Below are 17,312 nucleotides of genomic sequence, written 5' to 3'. Positions count from 1 at the left end.
GGGTGACCGGCCCGGGACATCGGCGCGATCGAGGGAGAGACGGCTGAGATGCCGAAGATGAAGACGCACAGCGGTGCGAAGAAGCGGTTCCGGCTCACGGGGTCCGGCAAGCTCGTGCGCCGTCGCGCCAACCGCGCGCACTACAACGAGTGGAAGTCGTCGAAGTTGACGCGTCGTCTCAAGCCCGAGGTCGTGCTCTCCGACGCCGACTCGAAGAAGATCAAGAAGCTGCTCGCGAAGTAACGGCCCCCGGGGAGATAGATACACATGGCACGCGTGAAGCGGGCGATCAACGCCAAGAAGAAGCGCAAGGTCGTTCTCGAGCGGGCGAAGGGGTACCGGGGGCAGCGCTCCAGGCTGTACCGCAAGGCCAAGGAGCAGATGCTCCACTCGATGACCTACGCCTACCGCGACCGCAAGGACCGCAAGGGCACCTTCCGCCGTCTCTGGATCCAGCGGATCAACGCCGCCGCCCGCCAGAACGGCATCACCTACAACCGGCTCATCCAGGGTCTGCGGCTGGCCTCCATCGAGGTCGACCGTAAGATCCTCGCCGACCTCGCGGTGAACGACGCCGCGACGTTCGCGACGCTGGTCGAGGCAGCCAAGAAGGCGCTCCCGGCCGACGTGAACGCGCCGGTCGCCGGCTGAGCCGGAAACTGACGAGCCGTGCGGCCCGCAGCGATCACGCTGTGGGCCGCATCGCATTTCCTGGGGGAGTGGCATGGCCGGGTCCGAGCTGACCAACATCAAGTCGCCGCGTGTCAAGGCGGCCAGGCGGCTGACCAAGCGGGCGTTCCGCGATCGCGACCGCTCCTTCCTCGCCGAGGGACCGCAGGCGGTCCGCGAGGCGCTGACGCTGGACGGTGTGGTGGTGGAGCTGTTCGCCACCGCCGAGGCCGAACTGCGGCACGCCGACATCGTCGCCGCGGCCACCGCCGCGGGGGCGCCCGTGTTCCGCGCCAGCGGTGAGGTCATGGCGGAGCTGGCGCAGACCGTCACCCCGCAGGGGCTGCTGGCCGTGTGCCGTTTCGTGCACGTGCCGCTGGAGACCGCCGTGACCGCCGACGCCAGGCTGGTGGCGGTGCTCGCCCACGTCCGCGACCCCGGCAACGCCGGCACCGTGCTGCGCACGGCGGACGCCGCCGGCGCCGACTCGGTGGTCTTCACCGACGCCTCGGTCGACCCCTACAACGGCAAGTGCGTGCGGGCCAGCGCGGGCAGCCTGTTCCATCTCCCGGTCTCCACGGGCGTGCCGGTCTCCCGGGCGGTCGAGCGGCTGAAGGAGTCGGGCCTGCGGGTGCTGGCGGCCGACGGCGCGGGTGACCGGACCCTCGACGACGTCGACCTGTCGGCTCCGACCGCCTGGGTGTTCGGCAACGAGGCGTGGGGGCTGCCAGAGGAGATCCTCCGGCTGACCGACGAGGTCGTCCGGGTGCCGATCTACGGCCGGGCCGAGAGTCTGAACCTCGCGACCGCGGCGGCGGTCTGTCTGTACGCATCTGCCCGATCTCAGCGCATCGGTTCCGTCCTCGGGTGAAGCCGCCCGGCGCCGAGGCTGCCGTACGACACGGGAAACCCGCTATTGTCGGCCTTGTAGCGTCGAGGAGGCGGGGTCGTGCACGGCGAACACACCGGCGAGCGGAGGGCTCGTCCCGCGTCTGTGATCGACGTTGACGATCTTCCTGACGGTCTCGTGGTGACCGACCGGGACGGTCACGTGCTGACCGTCAACCGGGCCGCCACGCGCCTGACCGGTGTCACCCGGGAGCAGGCCGTCGGCGGCCACGTGCGCGACGTGTTCTCCTTCCGTGACCACGACGGGCGCGACTGGTGGAAGTGGCTCGATCCTTACGGAGGGCTGTCCAGCCGCACCCGCCAGCCCGAGCTGCCGTTACGCACTCCCGCGGGGCAGGAGATGCTCGTGGCCGCCCGCCTGGTGCGCGAGCCCGAACGGGGCGGCCGGGTCGTCCGGGTGGTCATCACGCTGCGCGACGCCGGCGCCCGCGCCCGCCTGGAGCGCAGCCGCGCCGACCTGGTCTCCACGGTCGCCCACGAGCTGCGCTCCCCGCTGACCAGCGTCAAGGGGTTCACCGCCACGCTGCTGGCCAAGTGGACCCGTTTCACCGACGACCAGAAACTGGTCATGCTCGAGACGGTCAACGCCGACGCCGACCGGGTGACCCGGCTGATCACCGAGCTGCTCGACGTCTCCCGCATCGAGTCCGGGCGGTTGGAGATCCACCGCCAGGTCGTCGACATCCCGGCCAGAATCCACAAGATCATCACTGGGCGGGTCGCCGCCGGCGAGCCGGAGGACCGCTTCCGGCTCGAGGTGCGCGGCGAGCTCCCCGAGACCTGGCTCGACCAGGACAAAATAGATCAGGTGCTGTCCAACCTGATGGAAAACGCGGTGCGGCACGGGCGCGGTACGGTGACAATAGTCGTCGAGCCGAACGAGCTGGGAGTGACCGTGTCCGTCCGAGACCAGGGAGAGGGCATCCCGCCCGAGCTGGTCACGCGCGTCTTCCGGCAGTTCTGGCGGGGAAACGCCCGCCGCCGCGGCGGCACCGGGCTCGGCCTGTTCATCGTCAAGGGGCTGATCGAGGCCCACGGCGGCACCATCTCCGTGCGGCGCGGGCCCGAAGGCGGGGCCGAGTTTCGATTTATGGTGCCCACCGGCACCCCTGACTTCGCCTGAGCGCGAATGCAGGCCGGTGGGCTCACCCGACTAGACTCATGCCCGCCCAAGCCCTGGATTCGGAGCCCTCTCTTGTCAAACTACGACCCGGTCGAGGTGACCCCGCTGCACGCCGACGAGGTGGCGCGCATGCAGGCCGACGCGCTCGACGCCATCAAGGCGGCGCGGGATCTCGACGAACTCAAGCAGGTGCGTCTCGCGCACGCCGGTGACCGGTCACCGATAGCCCTGGCCAACCGTGAGATCGGCGTGCTGCCGCCGGCCGCCCGCGCCGAGGCGGGCAAGCGCGTCGGCGGCGCCCGCAAAGCCATCGCCGACGCTCTCGGCGAGCGTCAGGCGCAGCTGGAGGCCGAGCGCGACGAGCGGGTCCTCGTCGAGGAGACCGTCGACGTCACGCTGCCGTCCGGCCGCGTTCCCCGTGGGGCCAGGCACCCGCTGACCACGCTCCAGGAGCGCATCGCCGACGCCTTCGTCGCCATGGGCTACGAGGTCGCGGAGGGGCCCGAGCTGGAGGGGGAGTGGTTCAACTTCGACGCGCTGAACATCTCCACCGACCACCCGGCGCGTTCCGAGCACGACACGTTCTTCGTGGAGTCGGTCGACTCGGGCAAGGTGCTGCGCACCCAGACCTCCCCGGTGCAGATCCGCGCGCTGCTCAGCCGGAGCCTCCCGGTCTATGTGATCTCCCCGGGCAAGGTGTTCCGCACCGACGAGCTGGACGCCACGCACACCCCCGTCTTCCACCAGGTCGAGGGGCTGGCGGTCGACGAGGGCCTCACCATGGCCCACCTGAAGGGCACCCTCGACCGGTTCGCCGAGGTCATGTTCGGCGAGGGCATCACCACCAGGTTCCGTCCCAACTACTTCCCGTTCACCGAGCCCTCGGCGGAGATGGACCTGCGGTGCTTCGTCTGCCGGGGCGCCTCCGCGCTGCCCGGCAACCCGCCCTGCCGCACCTGTAAGTCGGAGGGCTGGATCGAGTGGGGCGGCTGCGGGATGGTCAACCCGCGGGTGCTCGTCGCCTGCGGGGTCGACCCCTCACGCTACAGCGGGTTCGCCTTCGGCATGGGCGTCGAGCGCACCCTGATGTTCCGGCACAACGCCGAGGACATGCGCGACATGGTCGAGGGTGACGTCCGCTTCACCCTTCCGTTCGGAATGGAGGTCTGATGAAGGTCCCGCTTTCATGGCTGCGGGAGTACGTCGATCTCCCCGCCGTCACCCCGCACGAGATCGCCGACAGGCTCACCGCGGCCGGGCTCAAGCTCGAGTCCGTCACCTCCTACGGCCACGACATCAAGAACGTGGTGGTGGGCGAGGTGCTCGCCATCGAGGAGCTGCAGGGCTTCAAGAAGCCGATCCGGCACTGCCGGGTCGAGGTGGGGGAGGCCGCGCCGCGCGAGATCGTGTGCGGCGCCGTCAACTTCGAGGCCGGCGACCGCGTCCCGGTCGCGCTGCCCGGCGCCGTGCTGCCGGGTGGTTTCGAGATCGCCTCCCGAAAGACCTACGGCAGGCTGTCCGACGGCATGATCTGCTCGGAGGCCGAACTCGGCGTCACCGACTCCTCGCCCGGCATCCTCGTGCTGCCCGCGGACACCCCGATCGGCGCCGACGTGGTCGAGCTGCTCGGCCTGCGCGACGACGTGCTGGAGCTGGAGATCACCCCGGACATCGGCTACGCGCTGTCCATCCGGGGTGTGGCCCGCGAGGCCGCCGTCGCCTTCGGGACGGCCTTCGTCGACCCGGCCGACGTCTCCCCGCCCGCGGGTACCGGCCCGGCCTATCCGGCCTCGATCGCCGACCCGTCGGCGTGCGACCGTTTCGTGCTGCGCGAGATCCGCGGTTTCGACCCGTCGGCGCAGAGCCCGCTGTGGATGCGCGTCCGGCTCCAGCGCGCCGGGATGCGTCCGGTCTCGCTGGCCGTGGACGTCACCAACTACGTCATGCTGGAGCTCGGTCAGCCGCTGCACGCCTTCGACGCCGCCAGGTTGAGCGGAGACATCGTCGTGCGCCGGGCCGAGCCGGGAGAGAAGCTGGAGACGCTCGACCATGTGGTGCGCGCTCTCCACCCCGAGGACGTCCTGATCGCCGACGCGTCGGGGGCGATCTCGCTGGCCGGCACGATGGGCGGCCTGCACACCGAGATCTCCGGCGCATCGACGGACATCGTGATCGAGGCCGCCCACTTCTCGCCCAGCGGCGTCGCGCGCATGTCGCGCCGCCACAACCTGGTCAGCGAGGCGTCCAAGCGTTTCGAACGTGGCGTCGACCGCGAGCTGCCGCTGTACGCGTCCTGGCGCGCGGCCCGGCTCCTGGCCGAACTGGGCGGCGGCGAGATCCAGCCGGGTGTCACGCACGCCGAGGTGGCGGTCGAGCCGGTCCGCATCGCCATCCCGAGCGACTACCCCGGCAGGGTCGCCGGCACGGTCTACGACCGCGAGACGGTCGTCCGCCGCCTGGAGCAGGTCGGCTGCACGGTCGAGAGCGGCACGCCGGCGCCCGGTACCGCCGGGGCGGGCGAGCGCACCCCCGCCGAGGAGATCGCCGCCCGGCTCGTGGTCGCCGGCGACGACGTGCTGACGGTCACCGTGCCTTCGTGGCGGCCCGATCTCACCGACCCGAACGACCTCGCCGAGGAGGTCATCAGGCTTGAGGGCTACGAGAATCTGCCCTCGGTCCTGCCCGCCGCCCCGGCGGGCGCCGGCCTCACCGAGAGCCAGCGCCTGCGCCGCCGGGTGGGCCGTGCCCTGGCCGCCGCGGGTTACGTGGAGATCCTCGCCTACCCGTTCAACGGCGAACGCGACTTCGACAACCTGCAACTGCCGGCCGACGATCCGCGCCGGGTGGCCGTACGGCTGGCCAACCCGCTCAGCGAGGACGAGCCGCTGATGCGGACCACTCTGCTGCCCGGCCTGCTCAAGACGCTGGTCCGCAACGTGGGCCGCGGTTTCGCCGACGTGGCGCTGTTCGAGACGGGCCTGGTCTACCGGCCCTCGCCGGACGCTCCCGCGGTCGCCCCGGTGCTCGGTGTGCACCGCAGGCCCGAGGAGGAGGAGCTCGCCTCGATCGAGTCCGCGCTGCCCGCGCAGCCGGTCCGGGTCGGGGCGGTGCTGGCCGGGGAGTTCCAGCCCTCCGGCTGGTGGGGCCGGGGCCGCAGGGCCGACTGGGCCGACGCGGTGGAGGCGGCCCGTACGGTGGCCCGTGAGGCGGGCGTCGACGTCGAGGTCCGCGCCGACCGCCACGAGCCCTGGCATCCGGGGCGCTGCGCCGCGCTCTACGCCGGGGACGTGCTCGTCGGTCACGCCGGTGAGCTGCACCCGCGCGTCGTCGAGGCGTACGGCCTGCCGCCGCGTACCTGCGCGATGGAGCTGGAGCTGACCCGGCTGCTGCCGCTGCTGCCCGGCCCGGTGGAGACACCGGTGATCTCCGCCTACCCCGTCGCGACCCAGGACGTGGCGCTGGTCGTCGACGCGGCGACCCCGGTCGCCCCGGTGGAGGCCGCACTGCGCGAGGGGGCGGGCGAGCTGCTGGAGTCGATCCGGCTGTTCGACGTCTACACCGGTGCCCAGGTCGGCGAGGGCAGGAAGTCGCTGGCGTACTCGCTGCGGTTCCGGGCGCCCGACCGCACGCTCACCGTCGAGGAGACCACCGCGGCCCGTGATGCGGCCGTGGCCCTGGCGGGCGAGCGTACCGGCGCCCAGCTCCGCGGCGTCTGATCCATCCAGGCCCGAGAGCCCCGGCGGCACCGCCGCCGGGGCTCTCGGGCGAGCACGATCTCCACTGCGGGAGGGGAGATGAGACACCTGCTGGTGTTCGGCGGCCGTGACGACGCCGAGGAGGTCGCGGAGACCGTGGCCGAGGAGTTCCCGGACATCGAGCCGTCCGTGGTCAGGGAGGCCCTCGCCGGTGAGGACGACGCCGAGGACGCCCAGTGGCTCGTCGTCGTCGAGGACCCGGACGACGAGCTTCCCCGCGAGGTCGTGGCCCGTCTCGAGGCTCTCGCCGACGACTACGACGGCTGGCGCGAGGTCGACTGACGCCCGGCTCTTGCCGGGAGAAGGCGACGGCCCTGCCAGGGGGAGGGCCGGCCGTCCGGAGAAGGGGCGGCGTCAGGCGCCGGCGACTTCCTCCCTGCGAGCCCGTTCCCTGATCGCGTGCTCGTCGGTGCGGGCGTCGTAGCGGCGGAAGGCCGGCAGCAGCCCCGCCATCGCGGCCACCGCCCCCACGCAGAGCACGCCGCCCGCCCCCAGGGAGAAACGGGTCCCGCCGAGGTGGGCCATCAGACCGGCCCTGGCGTTGCCGAGCATCGGGCCGCTGGTGTAGGAGAGCAACTCGATACCGGCCAGGCGGCCCCGCAGCTCGTCGGGGATGGTCTGGTTCCAGATGGTCGCCCGGAAGACACCGCTGATCATGTCGGCGGCCCCGGCGACGGCGAGGAAGGCCAGAACCCCCCAGACGGTGGGCATGAGGGCGGCCAGCGCCACCGCCGCGCCCCACACGACCGCCGCGACGATCACTCCCAGGCCGTGCCGGTGGACGCGGCCGGTCCATCCGGAGGTGACCGAGGCGATCAGGGAGCCCACGGCCGAGGCGGAGAAGAACAGGCCCAGCGACTCGGGGGAGCGCATCTCGTCGGCGAGGAACGGGTACAGCGCGGTGGAGAAGGCGAAGACCATCGCGGCGATGTCGACCAGGTAGGTGCCCATGAGATCGGGGCGGCCCACCGCGTACCGGACGCCCTCGACGAGCGACCTGAGCGAGGCCGGGGGAGCGTCCTCGGACTGCGGCGGCGACGTGACCAGCCAGAGCAGCGCCAGCGAGACCAGGAACGTCACCACGTTGACCCCGTAGGCGACGCCCACCCCGTACCAGGCGGCGATGAGGCCGCTCAGGCCCGGGGCGACGATGGCGCCCACGTTCCACCGGAAGGCGTTCAGCGCGGTGGCGGCGGCGAGCTGGTCGTGCCGGACCACGCGGGGCATCAGCGCCTCCAGGCTGGGCCGTTGCAGGCTGCCCAGCGCAGCGGAGAGCGCGCCGACCACGTACAGCACCCAGACCTGCGGCCGGGGAAGCAACGCGTTGACCATCAGGGCGGCGACGGTCAGGCAGAGCCCGACCTCGGTGTAAAGGATGATCTTCCGCCGGTCGAGGGCGTCGGCGATCGCCCCGCCCCAGAGCCCGCACACCACCATGGGCACGAACTCGGCCGCGCTGACCAGGCCGACGGCCAGTTCCGAGCCGGTGAGCTGTTTCATCTGCAGCGGGACCGCGACCAGGGTGAGGAAGGTGCCGAACATCGTGACCAGTCCGGAGGCGAACAGCAGCCGGAAGTCGCGGGAGTCGCGCAGCGGGCTGAGGTCCATCGCCAGATGGCGGGCCAGGGTCTTGAGTGAGCGATCGGTCTTCTCGGGCACGAACAGCCAGTTTCGGCGATGACCCGCACGGGAGCAAACGGTTTTCCCGGCGGGTCGCCACCGGAGCGTCAGGCGCCGAGGACCTCCCTGCGCAGGCGAGTCTTGAGGATCTTGCCGCCGGGATTGCGGGGGAGTTCCTCCTCGCGGATCCAGAACCGGACCGGGATCTTGAACGCCGCGATCCGCTCCCGCAGGAACGCCTGCAGTTCCTCCGGTCCGGCCGGGGACGACAGCCGCACCACCGCGCCGACCTCCTCGCCCAGCTCGTCGTGCGGGATGCCGATCACCGCCGCGTCCTCGACCGCCGGGTGCTCGAACAGCGCGGCCTCCACCTCGGCGCAGTAGACGTTCTCGCCGCCGCGGATGACCATGTCCTTGGCGCGGTCCACGATGAACACGAACCCCTCCTCGTCGACCCTGGCCAGGTCGCCGGTGTGCAGCCAGCCGTCGACGAAGGTCTCGGCGGTGGCCTCGGGGCGGTTCCAGTAGCCGAGGATGACGTTGGGCCCGCGCAGGCACAGCTCGCCGACCTCGCCGGCCGGAAGCTCCCGCCCGGACGGGTCGGTGATCCTCACGTCGACGACGGCCATCGGCAGGCCGACGCTGTCGGGTTTGGCGTAGTAGTCGGTGCCGCTGTTGCCGATGGCCAGGGCGGTGGTCTCGGTCATGCCGTACCCGTTGGAGGGGGCCCGCCCGGCCAGCTGCTCGGTGATGCGCTCCAGCAGTTTCGGCGGGGCGGGCGCTCCACCGTAGCCGAGGGCACTCAGGCTGGAGATGTCGTACTTGTCCAGGTCGGGGTGGGATAACAGCTGCCAGACGTTGGTGGGCACGCCGCTGATTCCGGTGATCTTCTCGCGTTCGATCAGCTCCAGCGCGCGGCCCGGGTCCCACTTGTACATCAGCACCAGGCCGCCCCCGGTGAACATGGTGGTGGTCATCACCGCGAAGCAGCCGGTGACGTGGAAGAGCGGCACGGTCAGCAGGGTGACGCGCCGCTGTCCCGCCGTCGCCGCGGGGTCCCTGCCCTCCCGTGCGACGCTGCGCAGGATGCTGTAGGAGACGGTCATGGGGGACTGCCCGAGGTTGCGGTGGCTGCCGAGCGCGCCTTTGGGCCGGCCGGTCGTGCCCGAGGTGTAGAAGATCGTGGCCGGGTCCTCCGGGGAGAGGTCGACCGGCGGCAGGGTCACGTCCGCCGTCACCTCGCCGAGTACGTCGGCGAAGGAACGGGCTCCCCCGGGTGTCTCGCCGCGCGTCACGATCAGGGCGGGACCGGTTCCGGCGAGCGCGGGCGCCCGCTCGCCGTCGGCGATCACCACCTTCGCCCCGGAGTCCGACAACCCGTACTCCAGCTCCTGCGCGGTCCACCAGGCGTTGAGGGGCACGGCGACGGCCCCGGCGGCCAGCGCCGCGGAGAAGGCGATCACCCATTCGGGGTAGTTGCGCATCGCGATGGCCACCCGGTCGCCCTTGGCCACCCCGTAGTCGTCCACCAGCCGGTGCGCGAGCGTGGCCGCCCGGCGGAAGTGTTCCTCGTAGGTGAGGTGCTCGTCGTCGTAGGTCAGGAAGACCTTGTCACCGTGGAGGCGGCTCACCTCCAGCAGGGCCCGGAAGTCGCGGGGGGCGTGCTTCCAGGTCCTGACGGTGGTGCCGCGGCTGGTGACCTCTTCCATCTCGAAAAGCTGTCCGGGACCGGTGAGCCGGGCCTGGACCTCGTCATTGCCGACAGTCATTCGTTCGTACTCCCGGGGCGAAGAGGGCCGGAAAGGTCACGATACCGACCGGTAGGTACGTGCAACAGGGGCGCTGCGGAACCGGAGGACTTCTTCCGTCTCCCGGTTTCCGGGTGAACCGCTCCCGCGCGGCCCGTCCCGCCCGCTGCGTCCCGGGCGCCGAGTCCGCCGGGGGAGAGTCCGCCTGCCGAGTCCCGGGCGCCGGGTCCCGCGCGCCGAGGCGGCGGGTCGTGTCCTGCATGCCGACCCGTGCGCGCTGAATCGTGCGTGGCGAGCGGCGAAGAGCCGGCTTGCATGAAAATCCCAGGCAATGCATAATCTCTCCAGTAAGTCCATGAGCAAGATTGCATGACTATGCAGAAACCGGGGGGCGGATGAAAGCGGCGATCGCGGGTGCCAGCGGCTACGCCGGAGGTGAGCTCCTGCGCCTGCTGCTCTCCCACCCCGGCATCGAGATCGGCGCGCTGACCGCGGGCTCGAACGCCGGCAGCGTGCTCGGCGCCCACCAGCCCCACCTGGCCCCGCTGGCCGACCGGCCCCTGCTGGCGACCACCCCGGACAACCTGCGCGGTCACGACCTCGTCTTCCTCGCCCTCCCGCACGGCCAGTCCGCCGCCGTCGCCGAGGAACTCGGCGACGACACCCTGGTCGTCGACTGCGGCGCCGACTTCCGGCTCGCCGACCCCGCGGCCTGGGAGCACTTCTACGGCGGCGCCCACGCCGGGACCTGGCCCTACGGCCTGCCGGAGCTGCCCGGCCAGCGCGAGAGACTGCGCGCCGCCCGCAGGATCGCCGTCCCCGGCTGCTATCCGACCTCCGTCACCCTGGCGATGTTCCCCGCCTTCGCCGCGGGCCTTGTCGAGCCCGACGTCGTCGTGGTCGCCGCCAGCGGCACCAGCGGCGCGGGCCGGGCGCCCAAGCCCAACCTGCTCGGCAGCGAGGTGATGGGCTCCGTCAGCGCGTACGGCGTGGGCGGCGTGCACCGGCACACCCCCGAGATGGAGCAGAACCTGTCCCCGCTGGCGGGTGAACCGGTCACCGTCTCTTTCACGCCCGTGCTCGCGCCGATGAGCCGCGGCATCCTCGCCACCTGCACCGCCCCCGCCAAGCCGGGCGTCACCTCCGGGGCCCTGCGCGAGGCGTACGAGCTCGCCACCAAGGACGAGCCGTTCCTGCGGCTGCTGCCCGAGGGCCACTGGCCCGCCACCTCGATGACCCTCGGCGCCAACACCGCCGCCCTCCAGATCACCCTGGACGAGCGCGCCGGACGCGTCGTCGCCGTCATCGCCATCGACAACCTGACCAAGGGCACGGCGGGAGGCGCGATCCAGAGCGCCAACCTCGCCCTCGGCCTGCCAGAAGAGCTCGGTCTTCCTCTCAACGGAGTCGCCCCATGAGCGTGACCGCCCCCCTCGGCTTCCGGGCCGCGGGCGTCGCAGCCGGGATCAAGTCCGGCGGCGCCCGTGACCTGGCCCTGATCGTCAACGACGGCCCCTCCCGCGCCGCCGCCGGTGTCTTCACCGCCAACCGTGTCAAGGCCGCGCCGGTCCTGTGGTCGGCGCAGGTGCTCTCCGGCGGGCGGGTCCACGCGGTCGTCCTCAACTCCGGCGGCGCCAACGCCTGCACCGGCCCGCTCGGCTTCCAGGACACCCACGCCACCGCGGAGAAGGTCGCCGAGGCGCTGGACGACTCGGCCGGGGAGATCGCGGTCTGCTCCACCGGCCTGATCGGCGAGCGGTTGCCGATGGACGCGCTCCTCGACGGGGTCGACCTCGCGCTCTCCCAGCTCGCCAGGGACGGCGGTCTGGCCGCCGCCGACGCCATTCGCACCACCGACACCGTCTCCAAGATCTCCTTCAGGAAGGGCGACGGCGGCTACATGGTCGGCGGCATGGCCAAGGGGGCGGGCATGCTCGCCCCCGGCCTCGCCACCATGCTCTGCGTGATCACCACCGACGCCGACCTGCCCGCCGAAGCGCTCGACGCGGCGCTTCGCAAGGCGACGAGGGCCACCTTCGACCGGCTCGACACCGACGGGTGCATGTCCACCAACGACACGGTGCTGCTGCTGGCCAGCGGCGCCTCCGGCGTCGTCCCCGGCCTCGCCGAGTTCGAGCAGGTCGTCCACGCCGTCTGCGCCGACCTCGCCCGCCAGCTGCTGCTCGACGCCGAAGGCGCCTCCAAGGCGATCGCCATCGAGGTCGTCGGCGCGGCCTCCGAGGACGACGCCGTCACCGTCGGCCGCGCCGTCTCCCGTTCGAACCTCCTCAAGTGCGCCATCCACGGCGAGGACGCCAACTGGGGCCGGGTGCTGTCGGCCGTCGGCACCACCGACGCCGTCTTCGAGCCCGACCGGCTCAACGTGGCCATCAACGGCATCTGGATCTGCCGGGGCGGCGCCGCGGGCGACGACCGCTCCAAGGTCGACCTCGCCCCGCGCGACGTGACGATCACCATCGACCTGTCGGCCGGCCCGCACTCCGCGACGATCCACACCACCGACCTCACCGCCGAGTACGTCCACGAGAACTCGGCGTACTCGTCATGAGGCGTGCCGAGGCCCTGAAGAAGGCCGCGACCCTGATCGAGGCGCTGCCCTGGCTCGCCGGGTTCCACGGCGCGACCGTCGTCATCAAGTACGGCGGCAACGCGATGACCGAGGAGCACCTGCGCGAGAAGTTCGCCGAGGACGTCGTCTTCCTGCGCTACGCGGGCCTGCGGCCCGTCGTCGTGCACGGCGGCGGCCCGCAGATCAACACCCAGCTCGACCGGCTCGGCATCGAGTCCACCTTCACCGCCGGCCTCCGGGTCACCACCCCCGAGGCCATGCAGGTCGTCAGGATGGTCCTCGTCGGCCAGGTCAACCGCGACGTGGTGGGCCTGATCAACCGGCACGGGCCGTTCGCGATCGGCATGTCCGGCGAGGACGCCCACCTGTTCACCGCGGTCCGCAAGCACGCGGTCGTCGACGGCGTCAGCGTGGACATCGGCCAGGTCGGCGAGATCGTCAACGTCGAGGCGGGCGCGGTCAGGGCACTGCTGGACGACGGACGCATCCCGGTGATCTCCTCGGTCGCCCGCAGCGACGACGGCACCGTCTACAACGTCAACGCCGACACCGCCGCCGCCGCGCTCGCCGTGGCGCTCCAGGCGTCCAAGCTGATCGTCCTGACCGACGTCGAGGGCCTGTACCGCGACTGGCGTCCCGGCGCCGGGGACGGCGAGAACGAGGTCGTCGACCGGCTCTCCGCCACCGAGCTGGAGAAACTGCTGCCGACCCTGTCCAGCGGCATGGTGCCCAAGATGGAGGCCTGCCTGACCGCCGTCCGCGGCGGCGTGCCCCAGGCGCACGTGCTCGACGGCAGGGTGCCCCACTCGGTGCTGCTGGAGATCTTCACCGACGAGGGCGTCGGGACGATGGTGCTGCCGGACGCCCCCCGGGCGGTGGCGGTGCCGAAACCGGTCACGCGGCGGCTGACCGCCACCGCGCAACTGAAGGGGAACGACGAGTGAGCCCGCACGACAGTCCCAACGGAGAGGCGCTCGCCAGGCGCTTCGAGACCGCCCTCATGCCGAACTACGGGGTGCCCCCGGTGGCGCTGGCCCGCGGCGAGGGCTCACGGGTCTGGGACGCCGACGGCCGCCGCTACCTCGACATGATCGGCGGCATCGCGGTCAGCTCGCTCGGCCACGGCCACCCCGCCCTGGTCGGCGCCGTCTCCCGGCAGGTCGCCACCCTCGCGCACACCAGCAACCTGTTCCTGCACGAGCCCGAGGTGCTGCTCGCCGAGCGGCTGCTCGGCCTGCTCCGTGCCCCGGCCAAGGTGCTCTTCACCAACTCCGGCACAGAGGCGAACGAGGCGGCGCTCAAACTCGCCATCAAGTACGGCAAGGAACGCGGCCGCACCTACTTCGTGGCGGCGGAGAACTCCTTCCACGGCCGCACCCTCGGCGCGCTCGCCCTGACCGGCAAGCGCTCCATCCGCGACCCGTTCGGCCCGTTCCCGGTCGATGTCCGGTTCGTCCCGTACGGCGACGCCGACGCGCTGAAGAACGCGGTCACCGAGGAGTGCGCCGCGGTCTTCCTGGAGCCCACCCAGGGCGAGGCCGGGGTCGTGCCCCCGCCGGACGGCTACTTCACCGCCGCCAGGGAGATCTGCGACGCCGCGGGCGCGCTGCTGGTGGCCGACGAGATCCAGTCGGCGATCGGCCGCACCGGCCACTGGTTCGCCCACCAGTACGAGGGCGTCGTGCCCGACGTGCTCACCCTGGCCAAGGGCCTGGGCGGCGGCCTGCCGATCGGCGCCTGCATCGGCTTCGGCGCCGCGGCCACCGTCTTCGCCAAGGGTGACCACGGCTCCACCTTCGGCGGCAACCCCGTCTCGGCCGCCGCCGCGCTCGCCGTGCTGGACACGATCGACGGCGACGGCCTGCTGGAGCACGTCCGCACCGTCGGCGCCGAGCTCGCCGCCGGAATCACCGCGATCGACCACCCGCTCCTCGCCGGCGTCCGCGGACGCGGCCTGTGGCTGGCCCTGGTGCTGACCGCCGAGCGCGCCGCACAGGTCCAGGCCGCCGCGCAGCGGGCCGGGTTCCTGGTCAACGCCCTGCAGCCCGACGCGGTACGGCTCGCACCCCCGCTGGTGATCACCTCATCGGAGATCGCGTCCTTCGTGGCCGCGCTCCCCGCGATCCTCGACGAGGCCGCCGATGTCCGGTGACCACACCCCCCGGGTGCCCGTCAGGCACTTCCTCAAGGACGACGACCTGTCGCCCGCCGAGCAGGCCCGGGTGCTCGACCTGGCCGAGGCCATGAAGAAGGACCGCTTCGGCTACCGTCCCTTCGCCGGTCCGCAGACCGTCGCCGTGCTCTTCGACAAGCCGTCCACCCGGACCCGCGTCTCGTTCGCCGCCGGCATCGGCGAGCTGGGCGGTCTGCCGCTGATCCTCGACGCCGGGGCGTCCCAGATGGGCCGGGGCGAGTCGATCGAGGACACCGCCCGGGTCCTGGAGCGCCAGGTGAGCGCCATCGTGTGGCGGACCGCCGGACAGGAGAGGATCGAGGCCATGGCCTCCGTCTCCTCGGTGCCCGTGGTCAACGCGCTGACCGACGAGTTCCACCCCTGCCAGATCCTCGCCGACCTGCAGACAGTCCGGGAGCACTTCGGCCGGACCGCCGGGCTCACCCTGGCCTACTTCGGCGACGGCGCCAACAACATGGCCCACTCCTACCTGCTCGGCGGCGCCGTCGCCGGCATGCACGTCCGGGTCGCCGCCCCGGCCGGTTACCACCCCGACCCGGCGATCCTCCGGCGCGCGGCCGAGGTCGCCGCGGGCACCGGCGGGTCGGTCACCGTGCTGTCCGACGCGGCCGAGGCCGCAGCCGGAGCCGACGTGATCGCCACCGACACCTGGGTCTCGATGGGCCAGGACGGCAAGGAGCAGCGGATCGCCGACCTGACGCCCTTCCAGGTCAACGCCGAGCTGATGAGCCTGGCCGCCCCCGGAGCGGTCGTCCTGCACTGCCTGCCCGCCTACCGCGACCTGGAGATCTCCGCCGAGGTCCTCGACGGCCCGCGGAGCCTGGTCTGGGACCAGGCGGAGAACCGGCTGCACGCCCAGAAGGCGCTGCTGCACTGGCTGGTCTCGGCCTCCGGGGCCGCGGGGGAGTCGGCATGAAGATCCCGATGACCAAGGTCGCCCGCCAGGCCCGGATCGCCGACCTGCTGCAACGCCAGCCCGTGCGGTCCCAGCCGGAGCTCGCCAAGCTCCTGCTGGAGAGCGGCGTCGAGGTCACCCAGGCGACCCTCTCCCGCGACCTGGACGAACTGGGTGCGCTCAAGCTCCGCGCCGAGGACGGCTCGCTCGTCTACGCCCTGCCGGGCGAGGGCGGCGGCCGGATCCCGCTGACCCGCCTGGGCTCCGGGGAGTCCCCCGACGCCAGGCTCAGGCGCATCGCCGAGGAACTGCTCGTCGCCGCCGAGGCGTCCGCCAACCTCGTCATCGTCCGCACACCGCCGGGAGCCGCGCAGTTCCTCGCCTCGGCCATCGACCACGCCGACTGGGAGTCGATCCTCGGCACGGTCGCCGGAGACGACACCATCCTCGTCATCAGCCGCGACCCGATGGGCGGCGCCTCGGTCGCCGAGGCGCTGCTCCGCCACGCCGACCGACGTATTCAGCCCGCTCCGGCGGGCGACCCTGGCACCATCTGACACCTGTGACGAACGAAGACTCTGGAGATACCAATCATGACTGACCGGGTCGTACTCGCCTTCTCCGGCGGCCTCGACACCTCCGTTGCCATTCCCTTCCTCGCCGAGAAGACCGGCGCCGAGGTCATCGCGGTGGCCATCGACGTCGGCCAGGGCGGTGAGGACATGGAGGTCATCCGCAAGCGGGCCATCGACTGCGGCGCCGTGGAGTCCGTCGTCGTGGACGCCCGCGAGGAGTTCGCCGCCGACTTCTGCGTGCCCGCCCTGCAGGCCAACGCCCTCTACATGGACCGCTACCCGCTGGTCTCCGCCCTCTCCCGGCCGCTCATCGTCAAGCACCTGGCCGCCGCGGCCAAGGAGTTCGGCGGCACCCACGTCGCGCACGGCTGCACCGGCAAGGGCAACGACCAGGTCCGCTTCGAGGCCGGCCTGGCCGCGCTCTTCCCCGAGCTCAAGGTCATCGCCCCCGCCCGCGACTACGCGTGGACGCGGGACAAGGCGATCGCCTACGCCGAGGAGAAGCACCTGCCGATCGAGACCAACAAGAAGAACCCCTACTCGATCGACCAGAACATCTGGGGCCGGGCCGTCGAGACCGGCTTCCTGGAGGACATCTGGAACGGCCCCATCGAGGACGTCTACGCCTACACCGCCGACCCGGCCCAGCCGCGGGAGGCCGACGAGGTCATCATCAGCTTCGTCAAGGGCGTCCCGGTGGCGCTGGACGGGCGGCACCTCACCCCGTTCCAGATCATCGAGGAGCTCAACCGGCGTGCCGGCGCCCAGGGCGTCGGCCGGCTCGACATGGTCGAGGACCGGCTCGTCGGCATCAAGTCCCGCGAGGTCTACGAGGCCCCCGGCGCCATCACCCTGATCACCGCGCACATGGAGCTGGAGAACGTCACCGTCGAGCGCGACCTCGCCCGCTTCAAGCGGTCGGTGGACCAGCGCTGGGGTGAGCTGGTCTACGACGGCCTGTGGTTCTCCCCGCTCAAGCGGGCCCTCGACACCTTCATCGCCGAGGCGCAGGAGCAGGTCACCGGCGAGATCCGGATGACCCTGCACGGCGGCCGGGCCACGGTCACCGGCCGGCGCTCCGAGGCGTCCCTGTACGACTTCAACCTCGCCACCTACGACACCGGCGACACCTTCGACCAGTCCCTGGCCAAGGGTTTCGTCGAGCTGTGGAGCCTCCCCTCCAAGATCGCCGCTGCTCGGGACGCCCGACTGGCCTGATTGGGCTAGGGTCGCG

The 17,312-nt window shown here is 71.8% G+C and carries 16 protein-coding genes; 14 read left to right on the top strand and 2 right to left on the bottom strand.

Translation table 11 applies throughout. The features are described from left to right. The first annotated feature begins 48 nt into the window (after nt 1-48). The 7 genes from rpmI (at nt 49) to F4562_RS05305 (ending at nt 6,738) form a co-directional block, all read left to right on the top strand. Nucleotides 49-243 carry a 50S ribosomal protein L35 gene (gene rpmI / locus F4562_RS05335; RefSeq protein WP_184547746.1) on the top strand — a complete coding sequence of 65 codons (195 nt, stop codon included), beginning with the start codon at nt 49-51 and terminating at the stop codon, nt 241-243. Between the two features lie 24 nt (nt 244-267). Next, nucleotides 268-651 carry a 50S ribosomal protein L20 gene (rplT, locus tag F4562_RS05330; protein WP_012892552.1) on the top strand — a complete coding sequence of 128 codons (384 nt, stop codon included), beginning with the start codon at nt 268-270 and terminating at the stop codon, nt 649-651. A gap of 73 nt (nt 652-724) precedes the next feature. After that, nucleotides 725-1,540: a TrmH family RNA methyltransferase gene (locus F4562_RS05325; RefSeq protein ID WP_184547744.1), complete on the top strand. Its 816-nt coding sequence runs from the start codon at nt 725-727 to the stop codon at nt 1,538-1,540. Between the two features lie 78 nt (nt 1,541-1,618). Then, complete coding sequence (locus tag F4562_RS05320) at nt 1,619-2,701, top strand: sensor histidine kinase (RefSeq protein WP_184547742.1); 1,083 nt, start codon at nt 1,619-1,621, stop codon at nt 2,699-2,701. Nucleotides 2,702-2,830: 129 nt separating this feature from the next. Continuing rightward, nucleotides 2,831-3,871, top strand: coding sequence for a phenylalanine--tRNA ligase subunit alpha (gene pheS / locus F4562_RS05315; protein WP_246473783.1), 1,041 nt, complete (start codon nt 2,831-2,833; stop codon nt 3,869-3,871). Continuing rightward, nucleotides 3,871-6,417, top strand: coding sequence for a phenylalanine--tRNA ligase subunit beta (locus F4562_RS05310; RefSeq protein ID WP_184547738.1), 2,547 nt, complete (start codon nt 3,871-3,873; stop codon nt 6,415-6,417). Before pheS ends, F4562_RS05310 begins: the two co-directional genes overlap by 1 nt. A gap of 78 nt (nt 6,418-6,495) precedes the next feature. Further along, entirely contained in the window at nt 6,496-6,738 is a 243-nt protein-coding gene (locus tag F4562_RS05305; RefSeq protein ID WP_184547736.1) for a hypothetical protein, read from the top strand. Between the two features lie 72 nt (nt 6,739-6,810). Here the strand turns inward: F4562_RS05305 and F4562_RS05300 are convergent, their stop codons facing one another. After that, nucleotides 6,811-8,115: an MFS transporter gene (locus F4562_RS05300; protein ID WP_311734270.1), complete on the bottom strand. Its 1,305-nt coding sequence runs from the start codon at nt 8,113-8,115 to the stop codon at nt 6,811-6,813. Between the two features lie 68 nt (nt 8,116-8,183). Further along, nucleotides 8,184-9,845 (bottom strand): class I adenylate-forming enzyme family protein, encoded by a 1,662-nt coding sequence (locus F4562_RS05295; RefSeq protein ID WP_184547734.1) that lies wholly within the window; start codon nt 9,843-9,845, stop codon nt 8,184-8,186. Nucleotides 9,846-10,219: 374 nt separating this feature from the next. Between F4562_RS05295 and argC the strand changes: the two genes are divergently transcribed. From argC to F4562_RS05260, 7 genes are read left to right on the top strand one after another with little or no spacing between them, the layout of a single operon-like run. Then, the gene (gene argC / locus F4562_RS05290) at nt 10,220-11,242 is read left to right on the top strand and encodes an N-acetyl-gamma-glutamyl-phosphate reductase (protein WP_184547732.1); all 1,023 of its coding nucleotides are present in this window, start codon (nt 10,220-10,222) and stop codon (nt 11,240-11,242) included. Next, nucleotides 11,239-12,393, top strand: a complete 1,155-nt coding sequence (argJ, locus tag F4562_RS05285) for a bifunctional glutamate N-acetyltransferase/amino-acid acetyltransferase ArgJ (protein WP_184547730.1) — start codon at nt 11,239-11,241, stop codon at nt 12,391-12,393. Before argC ends, argJ begins: the two co-directional genes overlap by 4 nt. After that, nucleotides 12,390-13,358 (top strand): acetylglutamate kinase, encoded by a 969-nt coding sequence (gene argB / locus F4562_RS05280; protein WP_184547728.1) that lies wholly within the window; start codon nt 12,390-12,392, stop codon nt 13,356-13,358. The genes argJ and argB overlap by 4 nt, the downstream gene beginning before the upstream one ends. Nucleotides 13,359-13,414: 56 nt before the next feature. Further along, nucleotides 13,415-14,566 carry an acetylornithine transaminase gene (locus F4562_RS05275; protein WP_184547900.1) on the top strand — a complete coding sequence of 384 codons (1,152 nt, stop codon included), beginning with the start codon at nt 13,415-13,417 and terminating at the stop codon, nt 14,564-14,566. Beyond that, nucleotides 14,556-15,524, top strand: coding sequence for an ornithine carbamoyltransferase (gene argF, locus F4562_RS05270; RefSeq protein WP_184547726.1), 969 nt, complete (start codon nt 14,556-14,558; stop codon nt 15,522-15,524). Before F4562_RS05275 ends, argF begins: the two co-directional genes overlap by 11 nt. Continuing rightward, nucleotides 15,521-16,060: an arginine repressor gene (locus F4562_RS05265; RefSeq protein ID WP_184547724.1), complete on the top strand. Its 540-nt coding sequence runs from the start codon at nt 15,521-15,523 to the stop codon at nt 16,058-16,060. Before argF ends, F4562_RS05265 begins: the two co-directional genes overlap by 4 nt. Nucleotides 16,061-16,096: 36 nt before the next feature. After that, a complete protein-coding gene (locus F4562_RS05260; protein ID WP_184547722.1) occupies nt 16,097-17,296 on the top strand; it encodes an argininosuccinate synthase in 1,200 nt (399 codons plus the stop codon). Nucleotides 17,297-17,312: the final 16 nt, after the last annotated feature.

This window comes from Streptosporangium becharense, assembly GCF_014204985.1.
In the GTDB taxonomy this organism is placed as follows: domain Bacteria; phylum Actinomycetota; class Actinomycetes; order Streptosporangiales; family Streptosporangiaceae; genus Streptosporangium; species Streptosporangium becharense.
This window is presented reverse-complemented; position numbering and strand designations above follow the sequence as displayed.